Source organism: Ancylobacter sp. G4_0304, assembly GCF_047501495.1.
Lineage (GTDB): Bacteria > Pseudomonadota > Alphaproteobacteria > Rhizobiales > Xanthobacteraceae > Ancylobacter.
The window spans coordinates 26,722-48,082 of the sequence record NZ_JAZDRM010000020.1; the positions used below are offsets into that span (position 1 = coordinate 26,722).

A 21,361-nucleotide genomic window follows, 5' to 3' on the forward strand; every position below is an offset into this window, starting at 1 on the left:
GGAACGGGGCGGCTGAAACCAGACTAGCCGCCGGAACGTTAGAAACCCGTTAACCATCATGGTTCGTACTGGGTCCGTACCGCGAAAAAACCCGGTTCGCACGACCCAGCGGAGGACGGAAATGGGATCGGTGGTGCCGTTTCAAATGCGCCGGCCGCGCCGGCTCCCGCAAGGCTCTCTCCCGCCCCTGCGGCCGGCGGAGGCGCAGATCGTCATCCTTCAGGTCGTGCAGCGCCTGCCGGCGCTTGCGAATGAGCCGGCCGCGCAGCTTCCCGCGCCGCGCCCGCCGTCATGATGCCGGCGCGCACATCGCGGTGCCGACCAGCGACCTGACGCCCTCGCGCGCGCCCGGTTCGCGCACCAGCGCGCGCACGAGGACGATGCCCTGATCGCTCGGCGATTCGACCACCAGACGGTCGGCCGCCGTCACCTCGTCATTCTCCGGCAACCCCGCCTTCTGCTTGGCGTTCATCAGGTCGAGTTCCACCATGTCACGGCCGGCGTTGCGGTCGTTGATCGCGTAGAACGGCACGCCATGACGGGTGAAGAACGAGATCGAGGCATAGTCCTCGGTCACCGGGGCCCGCACCTTCAAAGGGCCGTCGCTGAGATCGTACACGCAGACGGCGGTGACGAAGGCGGGGTCCATGCGGGGCAGCACGCCGCTCTTGGCGGAAGGGTCGTCCAGCAGCACCATCTCGTTGGGCTCGCCCACGGCGGCGAGGCGCGCATAGCCGTCCTGCTCGGCATAGAAGGGCAGGATCAGCACCGTGATCAGATGCACCAGCGCGCCCAGCACCAGCGCCACCAGCACCGGCATCACCAGCCAGCGCAGCCCGAGCCAGGAATCGGCCAGCCGCTTCAGCAGCGTCGGCGGCCGCGGCGTGTACCGGGACGGGGTGGTGCGCGAGGGAGCGGTGCGTGGGGAAATCGTGTTCATGGCAGTCTCACGGGCAGCGCTCGGTGATGAGACGCGGCATTTCCGGGGCGTCGCTGTCGCGCGTAGCGAGGCCGAACGGCGTGTCGTAGAGCCGGAGCGTCAGGCCGATGCGGGGCGCGCCCCCGGTCGGCAGCCAGTTCCCGGCGCGCGCGCGGGGGCCGAGCGCGACGTCGAGCGTGCCGTCGCGGTTCCACACCACCTCGGAGCTGGTGAAGCCGTTGCGTTCCGAACTGTGCTCGATCAGCCCGCCATCGGCGTCGGTGATCGTCAGCGTCCAGTAGCGCGCCTGCGGGATCGCGCCGGCGAGCCGGATTTCGCAGCGCCCGTCCAGCGCGCGGCCCTGATCGTCCCGCGTCGCGATAAAGGCGAGACCGTCGGCGAGTTCCAGCGGCAGCTCGCCGGTACGCGCCAGCGCGGCGCGGGCATAGGGGTCGGCCTCCTCGGTGCCGGCCTTGGGCCACACCCGCCACGGCCCGGCCTGCACCACGCCGGGGCCGTAGCCGCCCATGGTCGTGGTCCAGGTCAGCCCGAGGCCGATGGCGGCGCCGAGCAGCAGGGTCAGTATCAGGAGCAGTGCGCGCAAGGTCTGGCAGGGTCCGCTGGAACGAGCCGGCCACCCTTAGCGGGCGGCTGGCGGGAAAGGGGTCAATTATTGCCGGTCGCCGCGCCGAGATCGATCGAGGCGGTGGGTTGGCGCGGCGGCTGCTGGGCGGCCTCGCGCATCTGGGCGGAGAGCTTCATCAGCCGCGCGGCAGAGACCGGCGACAGGGTGACCGGGCGCTGCACGCCGTCGATTTCCAGCGGCGTCGCCTGCGCCACCGCGCCGTCGAGCTTGGGCGCCGGCTGGTTGCCGAGGCCCGGCGTCGGCTTCAGTTCGATGCCCTGATGGGCGAAGGCCATCACCTTCTGCCAGGTCATGGCCGGCAGCGAGCCGCCGGTCATTTTCTTGGTCGAGGTGTAGTCGTCATTGCCGAACCAGATGCCGCCGACATAATTGCCGGTGAAGCCCATGAACCAGGCGTCGCGATAGGCGTTGGTGGTGCCGGTCTTGCCCGAGACCTTGGTGCCCGGCAGCATGGCGCGCCGGCCGGTGCCGTTCTCCACCACGCTGTTCAGCATCGGGTTGATCATGGCAATGATCTCCGGCGGGATGATCTGGCGCGGCTTGGCCGCGTTCTGCGCGAAGTTCCACACCGGCTCACCGGCGGGGGTGCGCATCTCGACCACGGCGTGAGGCTCGACCGAGACGCCGCCATTGGCGAACACCGCATAGGCGGTGGTCATGTCCACCACGGTCACTTCGGCCGCGCCGAGCGGCAGCGCGCGGGTGATCTTGAGCTCGGTGCGCAGGCCCATGGAATGGGCGAGATCAACGATCCGCCCGCGCCCGATCGCCTCGGCGAGCTTGACCGCCACGGTGTTGAGCGAGCGGGTCAGCGCGGTGATCAGCGGCAGCGAGCCGGCATAGGAGCGGCCATAGTTCTGCGGGCACCAGTTGCCGATGCAGATCGGGCCGTCGACCACGATGGTGTTGGGCTTGTATTTCCCGGTCATCAGCGCGGCGGTGTAGACGAAGGGCTTGAACGAGGAGCCGGGCTGGCGCAGCGCATCGGTGGCGCGGTTGAACTGGCTCTCGCCATAGTCGCGCCCGCCGACCATGGCGCGCACGGAGCCATTCGGTTCCATCACCACCATCGCCGCCTGCTTGGCGCCGTAGTCCTTGCCGAACTCGCGCAACGAGTCGCGCACCGCCGTGTCGGCCGCCTTCTGGATGTTCGGATCGAGCGCGGTGCGCACCACGAAGGAGCGCTCGGCATAGCCCTTGGGCAGGGTGTCGACGATGCGCTTCACCTCGTCGAAGGCGTAGTCGAGATAATATTCGGGCACGTCGTCAAGCTTGCGGTCGACCGGGGTCGCCGGGTTGCGGCGGGCGCCGAATACCTGGCCCTCGGTCATGAAGCCGGCATCGACCAGATTGTCGAGCACCACGCTGGCGCGCCCGCGCGCCGCCGGCAGGTTGACGTGGGGGGCGAATTTCGAGGGCGCCTTGAACAGGCCAGCCAGCATCGCCGCCTCGGCGAGCGTCACGTCGCGCGCGGACTTGCCGAAATAATACTGCGCCGCCGCGTCCACGCCGAACGAGCCGCCGCCCATATAGGCGCGGTCGAGATAGAGCTTGAGGATCTGGTTCTTGGTGAGGTGGAACTCCAGCCACAGCGCCAGGAACGCTTCCTTGATCTTGCGCTCCAGCGTGCGCTCATTGGACAGGAACAGGTTCTTGGCGAGCTGCTGGGTGAGCGAAGAGCCGCCCTGCACCACGCCGCCCGCGCGCGCATTCGACAGCACGGCGCGGAAGGTGCCGGGGATGTCGATGCCGAAATGGTCGTAGAACCGCCGGTCCTCGGTCGCGAGCACCGCCTTGATCAGGTGGTCCGGGAACTCCTCCAGCGGCACCGTGTCGTTGTGGCGAATGCCGCGCTCGCCGATCGCGTTGCCGTAGCGGTCGAGGAAAGTGACCGACAGTTCGGCCCGCTTGAGCCAGTCGTCAGAGGTCTCGTGGAACGCCGGCACGGCGAGCGCCAGCATCAGCACCGCGCCGACCGCGCCCCAGGTCATGCCCTCGGACGCGATCTCGACGCCCCAGCGTGCCGGGCCCTGAAGATTGAAGCGCTCGGAGAAGGCGACGAAGCCCTCCCAGATCGCCCGCAGCCGGACGCCCGCCCCGTAGATCGAACTGTCGATCCAGGAATCGAGCGCCAGCAGCACATTCTTCAGCTTCTTCCCACGCGCCGAACCCTCGGCCGGCTCGGGGGCCGGCGTCGTCGGTTCATCCGCCTTCGGCGTGTCGTCCAATTCGCGCCTCTCCGAGAAGCTTCCGCGCCCCCGCCACACCTTATAGCGGAGCCGGCCCCACCATACGAGGGAGGCCACGGGGCTCGCTATCACAGCGCGGCGACGCTATCTAATGTTTGATTGCCGAACGGTGAAAGCGCGATGAATGCCGCGATTGCGCATGCGCACGCCCGGCGCCATGGAATGACGATGAGCCTGCCTGTTTCCGACGAACCGCCATTCTGGCAGACCAAGACCCTCGAACAGATGTCCCCGGACGAATGGGAGAGCCTGTGCGACGGCTGCGGGCGCTGCTGCCTCGTCAAGCTGCAGGACGAGGACACCGAGGCGATCGCCTATACCGATATCGGCTGCAAGCTGCTGGACGATTTCCACTGCAATTGCCGCGACTATGCCAACCGGCAGGCGCAGGTGCCGGACTGCGTGCGCCTCACGCCCGAGACGGTGCGCGCGCTCGACTGGCTGCCGCCTTCCTGCGCCTATCGGCTCGTCGAGGAGGGGCGCGATCTCTACTGGTGGCACCCCTTGGTCTCGGGCGACCGCGACAGCGTGCATGCCGCCGGCGTCTCGGTACGTTCGCGGGTCGCGGCGCTGGAGGACGAGGTGCCGCTGGCCGATTTCATCGATCATCTGGTGCGCTGGCCGCTGCGCCTGCCGCGCGGCGCCGCGCGCCGCAGCGTCGCCAGAAAAGTGCCGTCAGCGCAGCAGCGGTGAACCCAGCATCAGCGCCGCGAAAGCCGTCACCGCAGCTGCACCGAGCCGCGGCACGAGGCGCGAGCAGCCGCCTGCCGCCGCCGCGCGCCCCAGCACCGCGCCGAGCCCCACCCAGCCCAACGCGACCAGCATGGCGAGGACGGTGAAGCCCGCGAGGTAAAGCCCGACCCGCTGATGGCCGAACGGCACGACGCCGAGCGCGAACACCATCGCTTTCGGGTTGAGCAGCGTGGTGAGGAACACCCGAGCCGGCGTGATCACCCGTTCCCCGGCATTGGCCGCGCCACCGCGCCAGAGCTTGAGTGCCATCCAGATCAGATACAACCCGACCGCCACCCGCAGCGCGAGGCCAAGCGCGGGCACCGCGGTGACCATCGGGCCGAGCGCCAGCCCGAGCGTGGTGATGGCGATCAGATAGCCGGCCGCCTCGGCGGGAACGAGCATGAGCGCCCGTCCCAGCCCATCGCTCGCCCCGGCGGTCGCCAGCAGCGTGTTGGTTGGACCGGGCGTTCCCAGAAGCGCGAGAACGGCGAGGACGAAGAGAAGCGGATCGCTCATGTCGCCGCTATAGCGCCCGCCAACCCCGCCCGGCATCCGGCACTCTGCTTAACCGCCGGGACGCAGAAGCAGAACGGGGGAGGCTCTCGCCTCCCCCGCCCGTTATCAATACGCGACGCGCGTGCTCAGTGGTGGATCACCAGCGCGGTGAACGGCCAGACATAGGCCTGGAGCGTCACCAGAAGGCCGACCATCACCGCCAGCGCGACGGAGTGGAAGAACACGTAGCGCAGGATGGTGCCTTCCGAGTTCTGCCAGCCGGTGGCGGTGGAGGCGACGACGATCGACTGCGCGTCGATCATCTTGCCCATCACGCCGCCCGAGGAGTTCGCGGCCGCCATCAGGGTCGGCGACAGGCCGATCTGCTCGGCGGTGATCTTCTGCAGGCCGCCGAACAGCACGTTGGAGGCGGTGTCCGAGCCGGTGAGCGCGACGCCCAGCCAGCCCAGCATGGTGCCGAACAGCGGGTAGAACGGGCCGGTCATGGCAAAGGCGAGGCCCAGCGTGGCATCGAGGCCCGAGTAGCGGGTGAGGAAGCCCAGTGCCAGCATGATCGCGATGGTGGCGAGCGAGAAGCGCACCTTCCACAGCGTCCGGCCATAGATCTTCACCAGCGCCACCGGCGAGAAGCCCATGATCAGGCCGGCGATGACCGCCGACAGGAAGATGCCCGAGCCGGTCATCGACAGGATGTTGAAGTTGAACATCGCGGCTTCCGCGTGAGCGGTCGCAACCACCGGCGGCGTCTTGAACACCATGTTGTGGAGGCCGGTGATCTCGAACTTCTGGATGAACATGCCATCCAGCCAGCCCTTCATCTGGGGAATGCCCCAGGCGAAGACGAATACGGTGAGGATCGCCCAGGGCAGCCACGCCTTGACCAGCGCGCCGGTGGTCGGGCGGGCGGTGGAGAAGTCGGTCGCGCCCTTGCTGGTCGCCCCTTCCGAGCCGTCGCCGCCCTCGCGGCCCTTCAGCGCGGTCGAGGTCCAGATCTTCCTGGGCTGCCACACGCGCAGGAAGGCGATGAGGCAGACCATGGAGACAATGGCGGCCACCACGTCCACCAGCCACGGGCCGTGGAAGTTGGAGACCAGGAACTGGGGAACGGCGAAGGAGATGCCGCAGACCAGGATGGCCGGCCAGATTTCCAACATGCCGCGCCAGCCGGCGAACGCCCAGATCAGCCAGAACGGCACCAGCAGCGAGAAGAACGGCAACTGGCGGCCGATCATCGCGGAGAGGTCCATCAGGTCGATGCCGGTCACGGCGGAGAGCGCGATGACCGGGGTGCCGAGCGCGCCATAGGCCACCGGCGCGGTGTTGGCGATCAGCGACAGGCCCGAGGCGGCGAGCGGCGAGAAGCCGAGGCCGATCAGCAGCGCGGCGGTCACGGCAACCGGGGTGCCGAAGCCGGCCGCGCCCTCGAAGAACGCGCCGAAGGAGAAGGCGATCAGCAGGAGCTGGAGCCGGCGGTCGCCGGTGATGCCCGCGATCGAACGCTGGAGGGTGATGAACGACCCGTTGGCTTCCGTGAGCTGGTGCAGGAAGATGATGTTGAGCACGATCCAGCCGATCGGCATCAACCCGTACATCGCGCCATAGCCGGCGGCGAGGCCCGCCTTTTCGGCCGGCATGCCGAACAGGAACACCGCGATGACGAACGCCGCCACAAGGCCGGCGAAAGCAGCGACATGCGCCTTCATGTGCAGGAAGCCGAGGCCAACCAGCATGACGACGATCGGCACAGCAGCGAACAGCGTCGACAGCGCCAGGCTGCCGAACGGGTCATAGACTTGGTTCCAGGTCAAATTCGGTCTCCTCCAGGGACAAGCGGCGGAGTTTGGCTCCGTATATTGCGCGCGTTCGGCGATTGGGCGCGGCGGCAGCCGAGCCGGTCCCCCTCTCCCCGAGAGGGAAGGAGGTTACAAAGCAGTCATGCTTGGTAAATTCCTCTTACCAGGCGAGTCAATTGGTTAGGCGATTAGCTCTTCGTTGTAGACGCGGCCCGTGGAAAATGCCGATAAGCTGGTAAAAAACAGGGAGGAGCCACATGAGCGAAGGGCTGCGCACGCCAAAGCTGGCCGAGACCATCGCCGAACATATCGAGCGGCTGATACTGGAAGGCGTGCTCCGCCCCGGCGAAAGGCTGGCGAGCGAGCGCGACCTTGCCGAGCGGCTCGAAGTCTCGCGCCCGTCGCTGCGCGATGCGCTTCAGATGCTGGAAGCGCGCGGCCTGCTCGCCACCAGCCGCGACGGCACGCGGGTAACGCAGTTCCTCGCCCCGCTGACCGACCCGCTCGCCAGCCTGCTGCAATCGAGCGAGCGCGTCACCGCGGATTATTTCGAGTATCGCGAATCCGTGGAGCGCAAGGCGACCGGCCTCGCCGCGCGGCGCGCCACCGAGCCGGAACGCCAGGCCATCGCCGAATGCCTCAAGGAAATGCAGGACGCGCATCAGGCACAGGACGCCACGCGCGAGGCCGAGGCCGACATCGTGCTGCATCGCCTGATCTACGGTGCCTCGCATAATTTGGTCATTCTTCACGTCATGCGGGCGTTCTCGGAAATGCTCCGCCGTGACATTTTCTTCAACCGCACCAAGCTGTTCGCGCTCGCCGAATTCCGCGACGACCTGCTGAAGCAGCACCTTGCCATCGGGCAGGCGGTGATCGCGGGCGATAGTGCGGCGGCAGAAGAGGCCAGCCACCGGCATCTGCTCTATACTGGCCAGAGCGTGGAGCGCTTCCGCCGCGACGAGGAGCGCGTCAACCTCGCGGTGCGCCGCCTCACGCGCTCGACGCTGGTCGGCAACTGAGCCCTTCCCGATCAGCCAGGGCCATGCGTGCCGCCGGCAGGCGATTTCCCTGGCAGGTGCGTATATTCTTTTAGAACGATTCTGGCCGAACCCTCGCGGACCGCGTGCATGACGTTACGAATTTCCAGCGTGAGGAAGCTGTTCAAGGCGCGGATCAAGGAGCGCTCGGAGCCGCGCTACACGCTAAGGCCCGCCATGCCGACGGGAACGCCCACGGCCTTCGGCGGCATCGCCCGCTCGCTGCGCGAACTCTGCGTGCAGGAACTCATCGCCTCCACCCCGGCGACCTTCTCCCGTCCCGCCGCTGCGCCGGGTGCGGCGCGCATTCTGGTGCTGGGCAATTGCCAGGCGCCAAACCTCGCCCGCCATATTGCGTCGGGCTGCGAGGCAGCGGTGCTTGGCGTGGAGATGCTGATCTATCACAAGTTCCGACGGGCCTTCGACATTCTGTGCGAGGAATCCGACATCATCGTCACGCACCAGCTGTCGGACATGTTCCGGACCATCTCGACCGCCCACCTGCGGGACCGCTATTCCAATACCAAGAAAATCTACACCCATACCGCCATACACTTTACCGGCGATCATCCCGATCTCGTTTATCTCGGCGGCATGGGCAAGCGCGTGCAGTCGCCCATGGGCGACTATCACTCACGCATCACGCTGCGCAGTTTCATCGCCGGGGAGAGCGAAGAGGGCTGCCTCGCAGCCTTTAACGAGCAGACCTTTGCCGATCTCGGCTATTTCGAGGCGGCCGAGGAGAGTTTCCGCGAATGGGAACGGCGCGAGGCGGATGCCGATCTGCGCAGTTGCGCCTTCGCAAGAGACATCTGGCGCGACGAGCAGCTCATGATGACGGTCAATCATCCGCGGGGCCGCCTGCTGAAGCACGTCTCCGACCAGTTCCTGCGCGCGGAAGGCCTTCCCCCGGCGGGCTACGATCACGAGCTGACGCCGAACCTGCTCCTCAACGGTCCGATCTGGCCGGTCCATTCGCTCCTGATGAAGCATCACGGCAAGACCCACGCCACCCCGTCCCTGATGTGGAATCGCGGCAAGGCGCTGAGCCACGCGGAATTCGTGCGGCGCAGCTACGCGATGTACCGCAAGGTCGGCCGGGACGCGCTGCTGGCGGCAGCGACAGGCGACCAGCAGACCAACGTGCTGGGCGTCACCCGGAACAAGTGACGCGTCGCACCCGACCCGCCGCGCCTCACCCCGCCGCGCGCTGGCCGGCGAATTGGCCGCCATAAGCGCGCTCTGGCACGCCGAGTGTCTGCTCGACGATGAGCTGGCACACTTTCATCCCCGTGCGCAGCCGGATCGGGCGCGGGCCGAGATTGATGATTTCGAGCTGGATGCGCCCGGTAGAGCCGGCATGGATGGTCGGCGCGGTCAGATGCACGATCAACCCAATCCGGGCCAGCGAACTCTTGCCCTCGACGCGGGCGGCAAGGCGCGCGCGAGGGTCGAGATCCACTTTTTCCCAGGTCCAGCCCAGCACCAGCCGGCCGGGATCGAGCACGAAACCGTCCTCACCGATCTCGATATCGCCGGCCATGGCGGCGATGGCTTCCTTGAAGGAATAGCCCGGCCCGGCGGGATCGATCACCGGGTCTTCACCCTCTGCGGGGGGATTGTAAAGCGTCAGCCGGCTGTCGAGCCTCAGGTCGACGCCGTTCGGCGCATAGGCTTCCGGCGGCGGCGCGGGCAGAATGCTGAGCGTTCCCTCGCGCAGCGCGTCTTGAAGGTCCCGGTCGGTCAGGATCAAGGCCCACGGCCCTCCCACATCTTACGCGACAAAGTCTTACGCCACAAAGACTGGCACAACGTCATGATGGGTAACATGTCCGGCGTCCACGGGCGAGACCAGCGGACCGCGGCCATTGCACATGCCCGTCAACCGACCCTATATGCCCGGAACGCGCACCATCCATGAGCAGGCGATGTCAAAGATCGACAACATCATCGAGGATTTCGAGCTCCTGGATAACTGGGACGACCGCTACCGCTATCTCATCGAGCTGGGGCGGACGCTGCCGCCGTTCCCGGAAGAGGAGCGCACCGATGCCACCAAGGTGCAGGGCTGCGCCAGCCAGGTCTGGCTGGTGAGCCGCGCGACGCCCGCGCCCGAGGGCCCGCATCTCGGCTTCCTCGGCGATTCCGACGCGCATATCGTGCGCGGGCTGATCGCGATCCTGCTGGCGCTCTATTCCGACAGGTCGGCGTCGGAAATCGCGGCGATCGATCCCGCCGCGGTGTTCGGCCGCATCGGCCTCAAGGATCATCTCACGCCGCAGCGCTCCAACGGGCTGCGCTCCATGGTGGAGCGCATCCGCGCTGATGCGGTGCGCGCGCTCGCCACGCCCGCGCACTGAGCGGGATTAAGGTCCCGCCGCTCCCGTCGCGCCGCCGGGGGAAGCCGACCAGCTTCGCAGCCGCGCCCGCTCCGGCCCACGTATTTCGGAGGCAAGCCCGTAATGGCGCGCCAGCCGGTCGAGTGCGAGGCCCAGCACGATCTTCGCCGTGCGGGCCGGCCAGCCGCGCTCGCGCTCGACCTGCTCCATCCCCTTGAGGAAACAGCACACGTCGAGCAGCAGCCCGGAAAATTCCGGCCCGGCCGCTTCCAGCGCCCTGGAGAGCCGCTGCTTGGCGGCCGTCGCGACCTCCGACAGGTTCATGCCCGGCGCCGCCCGCCGCCCGCCGGAGCCTCCGACCCCGCTCCAGTCGGCGCTCATGCGCGGCATCATCTGCGCGCGGGTGAAATCCGCGCGCAGCCGCTCGCCGGCCAGAAGCTGAACCGGCGCGATCAGTGCGCGCCCGTCGCGCGCCCGCCGGCGCGCCAACCAGGCGAGCGGGCTCTCGTCGAGATCGACCGCCACATCGGCTCGCACGCCGTCCAGTTCGACCTCGACCGTTCCGATCCGGCGCTCACGCGTCATGTCGCGCGCCCTCCCCGCTGGTCGCGCGGCGCACCTCGTCCTCCAGCGTACCGATCCGCCGGTCCCAGTTCGACACCTCCCGCGATTCCTCGATGCGCCGGCAGGCATGGGCGACGGTCGAGCGATGCCGACCGAATCCGGCGGCGACCCGCGCGATCGGCAGGCCAAGCCCGACATGGGCGAGATACATGGCGAGCGCCCGCGCGCCCGCGCTGGCCCGGCTGCGCCGCGAGGGTTGGAACAGCTCGCCCAGCGGAACGCCCGCCGCCGATGCCGCGGTTCGGGCGGAGATGAGACAAGCTCGGGCATCCGGCGGCGCGAGAGCGGATTGCGATACATGCAGCACGACTACATCTCCCGGTTGAAGGAATATAAGCCTAACATGCCCCACGATAGCCGCAAGAACAAGAAAGGATTTTTACCCAATCCGGCGCTACCGCCGCCTCATTTGCGATTTTCATAAAGGGAATAGGATTTTTATCCGCACCCGCGCGGCCTCGCCGGATAATCGCCGCATCAACCCCGAAGGAGGATCGATGCGACAGGCAAGGCCAAGGCGCAGCGGCATACGCGCGCTGCGCATGGAAGACCCACAGGCCGCCATCGCCGCGCGGGCGGAGGCGTTACGCCCGTTTCTCGGCGGCACGGGCAAGGAGAAACTCGCCAGCCTGCGCCGGCTGCTGCGCGCCGAACGCCGGGCCGCCCGCGCCGGTTTCGGCTACGACGCGACCCGCCACGCCGCGCTGTGCCGGCTGCTCGCGGAATCGGAGCGCCCCGTCGACCGGCCGCACCGCACATGAAAAAGGCCGCCCTGCTTGCGCAGAACGGCCTTTTGAACGTCAGATGACGATGAAGGCGGAGATCAGCGGCGCGGACGGCGGCGCTGCTGGCCCAGGCCCATCTGCTTGGCGAGCGCCGAGCGCGCAGCCGCGTAGTTCGGCGCCACCATCGGATAGTCCGCCGGCAGGCCCCACTTCTCGCGATACTGCTCGGGGGTCATGTCATACTGCGTGCGCAGGTGGCGCTTCAGCGACTTGAACTTCTTGCCATCTTCCAGGCACACGATGAATTCCGGCATGACCGACTTCTTCACCGGCACCGCCGGCTTCAGCGGCTCGGCCACCACCTCGACCTCGCCACGCCCCACGCGCTGCAACGCAAGGTGCACATCGCTGATAAGGGCCGGAAGATCATTCGCGGAAACGGAATTGTTGCTCACATAGGCGGAGACGATATCCGCCGCGAGCTCGATAAAATTGTCGGCGTCCGTGGCTTCGTTCATGGCTCAATCTTCTAATGACATCGAAAATCACGAATGTCTGCAAGCGAGTCGCGTTACACGCCATCACATTGCACGACAATACGCATAATTTCAGCGTAGTTGATTATTCACGGGCATACAATTCGTCCAATAGAATTATTGTGAACCATGTCCAAGAAATTTTCGGTCGCGCACGGCCAATAACTGCGTCACCGGACGTGTTGCGCAGCGTCACGCTGCAATAGGCCAAGCTGAATGCCCCCGAGCACCGCCAAACCACTCGCCGCTTGGGCGCAGTGCCCGGTTCAAGGCTTGAAGTGACCACCGCGTGACACTATCTCGGTGCCATACATCAAGGAACATTCCCATGATTCAGGATCCCGCCTCTCGTCCCCCTCGGCCCAGGGTGGTGAAGACCGATGCGGAATGGCGCGCCCAGCTCACCCCGGAGCAGTATCGCGTAACGCGCGGCCATGGCACCGAATGCGCCTTCGGCGGCCCGCACCTCTCCCAGAAGCAGGCCGGCACCTATTCCTGCGTGTGCTGCGGCGAGCCGCTGTTCCGCTCGGACGCCAAGTTCGAATCCGGCACCGGCTGGCCGAGCTTCTTCCGCCCGGTCAGCGCCGAGGCGGTGGCCGAGTATCACGACCACTCCTACGGCATGCACCGCGTCGAGGTGCGTTGCGCGAATTGCGACGCCCATCTCGGCCATGTCTTCCCGGACGGGCCGCGCCCGACCGGCCTGCGCTACTGCATGAACGGCGTCGCCATGAACTTCACGCCGGATGCGGGCGAGGCCGCGAAATGAGCGTCGCGCAGGTGAAGGACGAAGCCGCCCACGCTCCTCTGGTCCGCGTGTTCCATGGCGAGACGCTGAGCGATCCCTATGCCTGGCTGCGCGCGGAGAACTGGCGCGAGGTGATGCGCGATCCCTCCGTGCTCGCCCCCGATATCCGCGCTCATCTGGAGGCCGAGAATGCGGCGGCCGATGCCTGGTTCGCGCCCCATGCCGAGCTGCGCAAGGCGCTGGTCGCGCAGATGCGCGGGCGCATCAAGGAGGATGACGCCTCCGTCCCCGCTCGCGACGGCGCCTTCGAGTACTTCACCCGCTTCCGCGAGGGCGGGCAGCATCCGCTGATCTGCCGTCGTCCGGCCGGCGCTGAAGGCGAGGAGACCATCGTGCTCGACGGCGACGCGCTCGCCGCCGGCAAGGCCTATTTCCAGTTCGGCGACGCCCGCCGCTCGCCGGACCAGACCCGCATGGCCTGGAGCGCGGACGAGGCGGGCTCGGAGTATTACACGCTGCGTGTGCGCGACATCGCCGCCGGCACCGACCTTGCCGACACCGTGTCCGAGACCACGGGCGATGTGCTCTGGAGCAATGACGGCGCCTTTCTCTACTACATCCGCCGCGATGAGGAGCATCGCCCGAGCTTCGTCTACCGCCATCGCCTGGGCACCACGCCGGATGAGGACGTGCTGATTTATGAGGAGGCCGACAAAGGCTTCTTCGTCTCTCTGGGCCGCACCCAGTCCGGCCGCTTCGGCCTGATTTCCTGCGGGGATCACGAGACCAGCGAAATCAGCCTGATCGACCTCGACGCCCCGCTTGAGGCCCCGCGCCTGGTCGAGCCGCGCGAGGTCGGGTTGCGTTACGGCGTCGAGCATCACCCGGCGATCGCGGGCGTAGAAAGCCTCGTCATCGAGACCAATGCCGACGGCGCCGAGGACTTCAAGATCGTCCTCGCCCCGCTCGCCACGCCCGGCCGCGCGCACTGGCGCGACCTCGTGCCCCACCGCGCCGGCCGGCTCATCCTGTCGCACAGCGCCTATCGCGACCATCTGGTGCGGCTGGAGCGCGAGGACGGGCTGCCGCGCATCGTGGTGCACGCGCTCGCCGACGGCGCCGAGCACGAGATCGCCTTCGCCGAGGACGCCTATTCGCTCGGATTCGATCCCGGCTACGGCTTCGACAAGACCGAGATCCGCTTCAACTATTCCTCCATGACCACGCCCGCCGAGGTCTGGGACTACGACCTCGCCACCCGCGCCCGCGTGCTGCGCAAGCGGCAGGAAGTGCCCTCGGGCCACGATCCCGCGCATTACGTCACGCGGCGCGTGCTGGCGCCGGCGGCCGATGGCGAGTTGGTCCCGGTGTCGCTGCTGTTCTCGAAGGACACCCCGCTCGACGGCTCCGCCCCGTGCCTGCTCTATGGCTATGGCGCCTACGGCATCTCGATCCCCGCCGGCTTCTCCACCTCGCGCCTGTCGCTGGTGGATCGCGGCTTCGTCTATGCCATCGCCCATATTCGCGGCGGCACCGAGAAGGGCTGGCGCTGGTATCGCGAGGGCAAGCTCGCCAATAAGACTAACAGCTTCACCGACTTCATCGCGGTCGCCGAGCATCTCATTGCCGAGCGCATCGTCTCGCCTGCGCGCATCGTCGCTCATGGCGGCTCGGCCGGCGGCATGCTGATGGGGGCGGTCGCCAATCTGCGGCCCGATCTGTTCGCCGGCATCGTGGCGGAAGTGCCGTTCGTAGACGTGCTCAACACCATGCTCGACGACACGCTGCCGCTCACCCCGCCGGAATGGCCGGAATGGGGCAACCCGATCGCCGATCCCGCGGCTTTCGATCGCATCCGCTCCTATTCGCCCTATGACAATGTGGCGGCGAAGGACTACCCGGCCCTGTTCGCGCTCGCCGGCCTCACCGATCCGCGCGTGACCTATTGGGAGCCGGCCAAATGGGTGGCGCGGCTGCGCGAGCTGAAGACGGATGCCAGTCCGCTTCTGCTCAAGACCAATATGGAAGCCGGCCATGGCGGCGCGGCCGGCCGCTTCGACCGGCTGGAAGAAACCGCACTGGTCTATGCCTTCGCGCTGGTGGTGGCGAAGGCCCTCCCCGCGGACTGACAATGGCGGCCCCGGTCGTTTCGTCGACCGGCGCTGAGCGGGCGTGACCTCAGGCTCGCAGGTCTCACTCGGGCCCTGAGGTCTGCCTCGCCCCCGGCAGGGCCAACGAAAAAGGGAGAGCGCGCCCAAGGCCCACTCTCCCTTTTCATGTCGTCACGGCGCTGCCTGCACCGGGCTGCTCCGCGCTTCAGCCTTCAGGCTTGGCGGAGCTGGCGGCGACGTGATCGCGCAGATCCTGCAGTGAGGCGAAACGCAGCGTGCCATCGGGCAGATCGGCTTCGATCGAGCCGTCGGAATACAGCTTGTAAGCCATGCCCCCGATCACGCCGGCCTTGAGCAGGGTCACCGGCGGCTCCTCGGGGGTCTCCTCGACCGGGTCATCCAGCAGGTCGGAGACGTTCAGGAAGGTCGGGGTATCATCCGCCACCGGCTCCGGCGCGGGAGGCGGCGGGGGCGGCGGTGCCGAGGCGAAGGGCGTGAACGGACGGCGTTCCGGCAGCGGCGGGCGCGGCTCGAACGGCTCGTCGCCGAAAGCCGGCGGCACCGGACGCTCGGTGGACATACGCTCGGTAGACGCGCGCTGCGTGGAGGGGCGTTCGACGGAAGGCCGGCTCAGCCCCTCGCGCAGGAAGGACGGCACCTCGCGGCGCAGGCTCTCCGAACTCAGCGGCGGCGGGACGGGTGCAGGCGCAGGAGCCGGCTCCTCGATCTCGACCACCGTTTCCTCGATCACGATCTCGGGCTCGGCCTCAGGCTCGGGCGCCGGCTTGCGGCGGAACCAGGACGGCAGGCCGCGACCGCCGGACGCCGTCTTCTCCTCGTCCACGACCGGCGCGGGGGCCGGCTCGGGCTCGGGCAGGCGCGCGCTCACCGGGGCAGGCTCCGGGGCGGCGGGGCGCACGGGCGGCAGCGGGTCGAGCCGCAGCGGCGGCACCACCGGCGCGGGCGCCTCCTCGGGCGCCTCGTGGCGCGCGGCGGCCAATGGGCGCTCGACCGGGTGCTCGGCGAGGTGCCCGTCAAGGTGCCCGTCAGGGCCGCTCAGCCCGCCATGCTCCTCTTCCGGCTCGAAGTGCAGCACCCCGTCCAGCTTGTTGGCAACATCCACGACTGCGCGCTGAATGGAGCCGAGCGCGAAAAGCACCAGCCCGCCGACGAAGACAATACTGCCGACCGTAAACAGGGCAGCCCCGGAAGTTGTCTCGGACGAGCCGAACCCAATAGCACCCAGGACGATACCGATGGCGGCAACCGCAACGCCGACGCCGATGATGACTGCACCCATAAAGAAACTCCGCCGAGCCGATTCGCCGTCGGCTTTTTCTACGCGACTTTACGTCTAGGACAGACTTTACGAAAGCTCTACGGTGCGCCTGCACGGATGAAGCGGCTTTCTTGAGGCACGGCGCCCGGAAACGGCACTTTCCCCAATCAATCGGCAGGCATTTCGTCGCAAGCGACACTTTTGGTTGTCGGTGAGCCCGGACCGACCTATCTAAATCAACGCCGATCCCGCGCGGTGCGCCCCGCATCCGTCGGGAAAGCCGCGCTGCGGCCGGCCGGATTTCATTTTGCGGAGAGCTGAAATGTCCTTCTCGCTGCCCGACCTGCCCTATTCCTATGACGCACTTGCGCCGTACATGTCGCGCGAGACGCTCGAATATCACCACGACAAGCACCACCTCGCCTATGTGAACAACGGCAACAACCTGCTGAAGGGCACCGAGTGGGAAGGCAAGTCGCTGGAGGAGATCGTCAAGGGTTCCTTCGGCAAGAACGCCGGCCTGTTCAACAATGCCGGCCAGCACTACAACCACCTGCACTTCTGGAACTGGATGAAGCCCAATGGCGGCGGCGCCATTCCGGGCGAGCTTGAGAAGAAGATCGTCGAGGACCTCGGCTCGGTCGAGAAGTTCAAGGAAGACTTCATCCAGGCCGGCACCACCCAGTTCGGCTCGGGCTGGGCGTGGCTCGCGGTGAAGGACGGCAAGCTCATCGTCGCCAAGACCGCCAATGGCGAGAGCCCGCTGGTCACCGGCGCCACCCCGATCCTCGGCGTCGACGTGTGGGAGCACTCCTACTACATCGACTACCGCAACCGTCGCCCGGACTACCTCAAGGCCTTCGTCGAGAACCTGGTGAACTGGGACTACGTAGCCGAGCTGTATTCCAAGGCGGTCTGACCCCGCTTTCCAGCCTGCATGAAGAAGGCCGCCGGCACCCCGTGCCGGCGGCCTTCCTGTTTCAGGGACGCTCCGCCGTGAGGGCGGTCAGTCGTCAGCGTGCAGCCAGCGCGCCACGAAGCCGGCAATCACCGCTCCGAGGATCGGCGCTACCCAGAACAGCCAGAGCTGGCCGACATATTCCCCACCGGCGAAAAGCGCCGGCCCCGTGCTGCGCGCCGGGTTCACCGACGTGTTCGTCACCGGGATCGAGACCAGGTGGATGAGCACCAGCGCCAGCCCGATCGGAATGCCGGCAAAGCCCACCGCCGCGCCCTTCGAGGTGGTGCCGATGACGATGAACAGGAAGAAGAACGTCAGCAGCACCTCGATCGCGAACGCCGAACCGAGGCTGTACTTGCCGGGGCTGAGGTCGCCATAGCCGTTGGACGCGAAGCCACCCGGCACCCAGCCGGCCTGGCCGGAGGCGATGACGTAGAGCACGGCGGCGGCGGCGATCGCGGCCACCACCTGCGCGACCACGTAAGGCAGGACATTGCCTGTCGGGAAGCGTCCCGCGGACCAGAGGCCGACCGTCACGGGAAACACCCCCGGAAATATGGCCGACGGCATAGGCCATGGTCAGCACCGAGAGAGGCGAAGGCTCGGCGTCGCGAAGCACCGCCCGCTTTCAGGCAGGAAAACTCCGTCAGCGCGCGGGCCGCGCTCTCAGCCGGCATAAGGCCGGCGCGGGCGCGGCTGGTCGCTCAGCACGCAGTAATCGTTCCAGAAATTGTACTGGAACGCCGAGCGCCACTGATAAAGCCAGTTGTCACACTCCGCGCGCGTGCGGAAGCATCCCGAGACGGTGCGCGTGTCGAGACGGTTGAGATTGAGACCCCATTGACGCTGGCCGGTGAAATGACCGTACCAAAGCTTCGAGGGCGGAATGCTCCGCGCCATCGCCGTGCAGTCGCCGCCGGGAAAGGTCCCGGTGAATTCGTAGGCTTCCGCCGCCCCTCCGAGCCCGGCCGCCAGCACGGCGGCGGCAAGCATTGTGCTCACGCGCATGATCGAACTCCCACCAGCCACTGCCGGCACGCCATTCTACGCCGGCAAGGGCCGCCGTTCCATGCGCTCAGATCCAGCGCGCCCAGCGGAACAGCCCGACGGCCATGGCGACGCCGGAAAGCGTCGCGAGTACCGTCACGGTCCAGAAGCCGGCGGGATCGTCGGAGCCGGGAATGCCGCCGACATTCATGCCCATCAGCCCGGTCATCAGCGTCAGCGGGGCGAACACCACGGTCACCACGGCGAGAATGAGCATGGAGCGGTTCATCTGCTCGGCGCGCCGTTCCACCATCTGGTCATAGATCACCGCCGCGCGGTCGCGCACCGAATCCAGCTCCTCGGCAAAGCGCGTCACCCGGTCCGCCGCCTCGCGCAGGCGGTTGCGGTCGCGCCCGGTCAGCCAGGCGGCGTCCTCGATGGAAAAATGGTTCAGCGCCTCGCGCTGCGGGGCGATGTAGCGGCGCAGGATGATGGCGACGCGCCGCAACTCCGCGACTTTCGGGCTGAGCGCCGAGAGCGTCATGTTGAAGACGTTCTCCTCCAGCTCGTCCGCCTGCTCCGCCAGCGTGGTGATCACCGTGTCCATGCGGTCGACGAGGCGCAGCGACAGGTCGGCGATGAATTCGCCCGGCGTGCGCGGCGCCCGCCCGCGCGCCAGGGCGTCCTCGAAATCCGCCACCGCCGACAGCGCATGGGTGCGGACCGAGATGATACGCGTCGGCTCGACCCAGAAGCGGATCGAATGCATCTCGTCGGGCAGCGAATAGGGCATCAGGTTGATGCCGCGCAGGTTGAGGAACGCGCCGCTGTCGAACAGCAGGCAGCGCGGGCGCGTCTCCTCGGCGGTGAGCGATTCCGCGATTCCCGGCTCGATGCCGGCATCGGCCTGAAGCCAGGGCTGGCGCCGCCGCTCCATCAATTGCAGGCTGATCCAGACGAAGGAGCCGTCGCCGACCCGGCAGCCGCCGCGCACCTCTTCCCAGGAAAGCCGCCGCGCCCCGCCCTGCCCGTCAAAGGCCCAGGCCGAGATCAGCCCCTCGCTATCGTAATCCGGCAATCGAGAGGCTCCGCGAACCGAGACCATGAACGGGCGATGAATAAGCCCACAGCCAATCGTTCAGTTTGATGAACCTTTTGCAACAGCCGGTTCAGTTTGGGTTCGTCCGGCACGGCGTAGCTTCACCCTCACAAACGGCCATTCCGGCCGGAGCGCACCGCGAAAGCACTGAGGACAATCGCCATGATCCGCTTCGCAAAGGCTACCAAGATTGCCGCCCTCGCCTGTGTCGGCCTCACCCTCGCCGCCCTGCCCGCCGCGGCGGGCGGCCGCCATGGTGGCTGGGGTGGTCCCGGCTGGGGCGGCCCCGGTTATGGCGGTCCGGGCTGGGGTGGTCCCGGCCCCGGCTATGGCCGCGGCTGGGGTGGCCCGCCGCGCGGCTATTACGGCCCGCGCCGCAACAATAACGGCGCCGCCATCGCCGCCGGCGTCATTGGCGGGCTGGTGCTCGGCGGTATCGCCGCCTCGGCCTACAACAACCAGCCGCGCTGCTGGGTCCAGCCCCAGACCTTCTATGACCGCTACGGCCGTCCCTTCTACCGGGACGTCGAGGTCTGCCGCTGAGTGTTTTCAGTTGAAGCGGTCGCAAGAGGCGGTGGCGCGATCCACCGCCTTTTTGCGTTTTCACGCGCCATCGAGCGGGTCCAGCTTGACGATGCCGCTGCGGTCGAGCCCCGCCAGCGCGTCGGTCACCTTCACGCCGCCGATCACGAGGTCGGGCGCCAACTCGCTAAGCGGGATCAGCGCGAAGGCGCGCTCCATCATGCGCGGATGCGGGATTTCGAGGTCAGGCTCGGCGATCACCTCGTCGCCATAGAACAGGATGTCGATGTCGATGGTACGCGGCCCGAAGCGCACCTCGCGCGTGCGGTCGCGCCCGAAGGCGTGCTCGACGCCGAGCGCCATGTTGAGCAGCTCCCGCGCGGAGAGTTCGGTCTCCACCGCCACCACAAGGTTCAGATAGGGCCCCTGCGGCACCGGCCCCCAGGGCGGGGTCTCGTAGAGCGAGGAGCGCGCGATGATCTTCAGCCCGATCCGCGCGATCAGCCCCACCGCTTTCGCCATGGTGCCGGCGCGGTCGCCGAGATTGGAGCCGAGGCACAGATAGGCGATGCGCTTGTGCACCTTGCGCGGCCGGCGGACGAAGAATTCGGGCGGCGAGGATTTAGCGGGCCGATCTTTAGGAAGCATTTCGGATCGCCTCCGTCACCCGCGCCGCCTGCACATGCTCGGCAACATCGTGGACCCGGATCATCGCACAGCCGGCCATGATGCCGATGACGTTGGAGGCGATGGTGCCCGGCAGGCGCTGCGCCGGCGTGGTGTCGATCACCTTGCCGATCAGCGATTTGCGCGAGGTGCCGAGCAGGATCGGGAAGCCGAGCCGGCCGATTTCGTTCAGGCTGGCCAAGGCCTTCAGGTTCTGCTCGAAGGTCTTGCCGAAGCCGATGCCGGGATCGAGGCTGAGGCGGTCGGGCCGGATGCCGGCCTTGGCCGCGCGCTCCAGCGCCTGCTCGAAAAAGGCCAGCATGTCGGCCACGATGTCGACCGAGCCGTCCACCACGGCGCGGTTATGCATCGCCACCACGCCCGCGCCATGGGCGGCCGCGACCGGCGCCATTTCCGGGTCGCCCATCAGCCCCCAGATGTCGTTGACGATATGCGCCCCGCGCTTCAACGCCGCTTCCGCCACCCGCGCCTTCTGGGTGTCGATCGAGATCGGCACGTTCACCGCCTCATCGCCCGCCAGCGCCTCCAGCACCGGCAGCACGCGCGCCATCTCTTCCTCGGCCGGAACCGGCGTATGGCCGGGCCTCGTCGATTCGCCGCCAATGTCGAGAATGTCCGCGCCCTCCGCCACCAGCCGCCGGGCATTGGCCAGCGCATCGTCCAGCGCCGCGCTGCGCCCCCCATCGGAGAACGAATCCGGCGTCACGTTGAGAATGCCCATCACCAGCGCGCGCCCGTCATAGGAGAGCGTACGGCCGCGCGCGTCGAACTGGCGGAGCGAGGGAGGGGTGAGAGCAGCCATGCGTTTCCGGCCTTGAGGATCGTGCTGTGTGACATCGCGCGCC

The 21,361-nt window shown here is 67.5% G+C and carries 23 protein-coding genes and 1 pseudogene; 9 read left to right on the forward strand and 15 right to left on the reverse strand.

All coding sequences use genetic code 11. The features are described from left to right. Positions 1-289: 289 nt before the first annotated feature. From VRZ77_RS12825 to VRZ77_RS12835, 3 genes are all read right to left on the reverse strand, one after another. The gene (locus VRZ77_RS12825; protein WP_414593047.1) at positions 290-940 is read right to left on the reverse strand and encodes a DUF1254 domain-containing protein; all 651 of its coding nucleotides are present in this window, start codon (positions 938-940) and stop codon (positions 290-292) included. 7 nt (positions 941-947) lie between these two features. Next, complete coding sequence (locus VRZ77_RS12830) at positions 948-1,523, reverse strand: DUF1214 domain-containing protein (RefSeq protein ID WP_414593048.1); 576 nt, start codon at positions 1,521-1,523, stop codon at positions 948-950. Between the two features lie 62 nt (positions 1,524-1,585). After that, complete coding sequence (locus VRZ77_RS12835) at positions 1,586-3,793, reverse strand: transglycosylase domain-containing protein (RefSeq protein WP_414593049.1); 2,208 nt, start codon at positions 3,791-3,793, stop codon at positions 1,586-1,588. Positions 3,794-3,976: 183 nt separating this feature from the next. Here VRZ77_RS12835 and VRZ77_RS12840 point away from each other — a divergent pair, with 183 nt between their 5' ends. Continuing rightward, the gene (locus tag VRZ77_RS12840) at positions 3,977-4,507 is read left to right on the forward strand and encodes a YcgN family cysteine cluster protein (RefSeq protein WP_414593050.1); all 531 of its coding nucleotides are present in this window, start codon (positions 3,977-3,979) and stop codon (positions 4,505-4,507) included. Here VRZ77_RS12840 and VRZ77_RS12845 read toward each other — a convergent pair. Continuing rightward, the gene (locus VRZ77_RS12845) at positions 4,490-5,101 is read right to left on the reverse strand and encodes a LysE family translocator (protein ID WP_414593051.1); all 612 of its coding nucleotides are present in this window, start codon (positions 5,099-5,101) and stop codon (positions 4,490-4,492) included. The two genes, VRZ77_RS12840 and VRZ77_RS12845, sit on opposite strands and share 18 nt — an antisense overlap. 89 nt (positions 5,102-5,190) lie before the next feature. Further along, a complete protein-coding gene (locus tag VRZ77_RS12850; RefSeq protein ID WP_414593052.1) occupies positions 5,191-6,873 on the reverse strand; it encodes an L-lactate permease in 1,683 nt (560 codons plus the stop codon). 242 nt (positions 6,874-7,115) lie between these two features. Between VRZ77_RS12850 and VRZ77_RS12855 the strand changes: the two genes are divergently transcribed. Both VRZ77_RS12855 and VRZ77_RS12860 read left to right on the forward strand, forming a co-directional pair. Further along, a complete protein-coding gene (locus VRZ77_RS12855; RefSeq protein WP_414593053.1) occupies positions 7,116-7,880 on the forward strand; it encodes a FadR/GntR family transcriptional regulator in 765 nt (254 codons plus the stop codon). Positions 7,881-7,988: 108 nt separating this feature from the next. Further along, positions 7,989-9,068, forward strand: a complete 1,080-nt coding sequence (locus tag VRZ77_RS12860; RefSeq protein ID WP_414593054.1) for a WcbI family polysaccharide biosynthesis putative acetyltransferase — start codon at positions 7,989-7,991, stop codon at positions 9,066-9,068. Between the two features lie 25 nt (positions 9,069-9,093). On the opposite strand, the gene dcd is transcribed toward VRZ77_RS12860, so the two are convergent. Next, positions 9,094-9,651 carry a dCTP deaminase gene (gene dcd, locus VRZ77_RS12865; protein WP_414593055.1) on the reverse strand — a complete coding sequence of 186 codons (558 nt, stop codon included), beginning with the start codon at positions 9,649-9,651 and terminating at the stop codon, positions 9,094-9,096. A gap of 175 nt (positions 9,652-9,826) precedes the next feature. On the opposite strand from dcd, the gene VRZ77_RS12870 reads away from it, so the two are divergent. Further along, entirely contained in the window at positions 9,827-10,258 is a 432-nt protein-coding gene (locus VRZ77_RS12870; protein ID WP_414593111.1) for a SufE family protein, read from the forward strand. Between the two features lie 6 nt (positions 10,259-10,264). Here the strand turns inward: VRZ77_RS12870 and VRZ77_RS12875 are convergent, their stop codons facing one another. Then, on the reverse strand, positions 10,265-10,822 hold the full coding sequence (locus tag VRZ77_RS12875; protein ID WP_414593056.1) for a DUF6456 domain-containing protein: 558 nt from the start codon (positions 10,820-10,822) through the stop codon (positions 10,265-10,267). Continuing rightward, on the reverse strand, positions 10,812-11,168 hold the full coding sequence (locus VRZ77_RS12880; protein ID WP_414593057.1) for a helix-turn-helix domain-containing protein: 357 nt from the start codon (positions 11,166-11,168) through the stop codon (positions 10,812-10,814). The genes VRZ77_RS12875 and VRZ77_RS12880 overlap by 11 nt, the downstream gene beginning before the upstream one ends. Before the next feature lie 190 nt (positions 11,169-11,358). Here VRZ77_RS12880 and VRZ77_RS12885 point away from each other — a divergent pair, with 190 nt between their 5' ends. Continuing rightward, positions 11,359-11,622 (forward strand): hypothetical protein, encoded by a 264-nt coding sequence (locus tag VRZ77_RS12885; protein WP_414593058.1) that lies wholly within the window; start codon positions 11,359-11,361, stop codon positions 11,620-11,622. A gap of 62 nt (positions 11,623-11,684) precedes the next feature. On the opposite strand, the gene VRZ77_RS12890 is transcribed toward VRZ77_RS12885, so the two are convergent. Then, complete coding sequence (locus tag VRZ77_RS12890; protein WP_414593059.1) at positions 11,685-12,104, reverse strand: MucR family transcriptional regulator; 420 nt, start codon at positions 12,102-12,104, stop codon at positions 11,685-11,687. Positions 12,105-12,450: 346 nt separating this feature from the next. Here VRZ77_RS12890 and msrB point away from each other — a divergent pair, with 346 nt between their 5' ends. Then, the gene (gene msrB / locus VRZ77_RS12895) at positions 12,451-12,891 is read left to right on the forward strand and encodes a peptide-methionine (R)-S-oxide reductase MsrB (RefSeq protein WP_414593060.1); all 441 of its coding nucleotides are present in this window, start codon (positions 12,451-12,453) and stop codon (positions 12,889-12,891) included. Next, on the forward strand, positions 12,888-14,999 hold the full coding sequence (locus VRZ77_RS12900) for a S9 family peptidase (protein ID WP_414593061.1): 2,112 nt from the start codon (positions 12,888-12,890) through the stop codon (positions 14,997-14,999). Before msrB ends, VRZ77_RS12900 begins: the two co-directional genes overlap by 4 nt. 187 nt (positions 15,000-15,186) lie before the next feature. On the opposite strand, the gene VRZ77_RS12905 is transcribed toward VRZ77_RS12900, so the two are convergent. Continuing rightward, positions 15,187-16,281 (reverse strand): hypothetical protein, encoded by a 1,095-nt coding sequence (locus VRZ77_RS12905; RefSeq protein WP_414593062.1) that lies wholly within the window; start codon positions 16,279-16,281, stop codon positions 15,187-15,189. 301 nt (positions 16,282-16,582) lie between these two features. On the opposite strand from VRZ77_RS12905, the gene VRZ77_RS12910 reads away from it, so the two are divergent. Then, complete coding sequence (locus VRZ77_RS12910) at positions 16,583-17,179, forward strand: superoxide dismutase (RefSeq protein ID WP_414593063.1); 597 nt, start codon at positions 16,583-16,585, stop codon at positions 17,177-17,179. An 87-nt stretch (positions 17,180-17,266) separates the two neighbouring features. Here VRZ77_RS12910 and aqpZ read toward each other — a convergent pair. The 3 genes and pseudogenes from aqpZ to VRZ77_RS12925 form a co-directional block, all read right to left on the reverse strand. Beyond that, positions 17,267-17,810, reverse strand: a pseudogene (aqpZ, locus tag VRZ77_RS12915) (aquaporin Z); the annotation flags it as partial. A gap of 77 nt (positions 17,811-17,887) precedes the next feature. Continuing rightward, on the reverse strand, positions 17,888-18,229 hold the full coding sequence (locus VRZ77_RS12920) for a hypothetical protein (protein ID WP_414593064.1): 342 nt from the start codon (positions 18,227-18,229) through the stop codon (positions 17,888-17,890). Between the two features lie 67 nt (positions 18,230-18,296). After that, a complete protein-coding gene (locus tag VRZ77_RS12925) occupies positions 18,297-19,286 on the reverse strand; it encodes a zinc transporter ZntB (protein WP_414593065.1) in 990 nt (329 codons plus the stop codon). 183 nt (positions 19,287-19,469) lie between these two features. Here VRZ77_RS12925 and VRZ77_RS12930 point away from each other — a divergent pair, with 183 nt between their 5' ends. After that, positions 19,470-19,850, forward strand: a complete 381-nt coding sequence (locus VRZ77_RS12930; RefSeq protein WP_414593066.1) for a hypothetical protein — start codon at positions 19,470-19,472, stop codon at positions 19,848-19,850. Between the two features lie 60 nt (positions 19,851-19,910). Here VRZ77_RS12930 and folK read toward each other — a convergent pair whose 3' ends face one another. Further along, on the reverse strand, positions 19,911-20,477 hold the full coding sequence (folK, locus tag VRZ77_RS12935) for a 2-amino-4-hydroxy-6-hydroxymethyldihydropteridine diphosphokinase (RefSeq protein ID WP_414593067.1): 567 nt from the start codon (positions 20,475-20,477) through the stop codon (positions 19,911-19,913). Continuing rightward, a complete protein-coding gene (folP, locus tag VRZ77_RS12940) occupies positions 20,467-21,318 on the reverse strand; it encodes a dihydropteroate synthase (protein ID WP_414593068.1) in 852 nt (283 codons plus the stop codon). Before folP ends, folK begins: the two co-directional genes overlap by 11 nt. Positions 21,319-21,361: the final 43 nt, after the last annotated feature.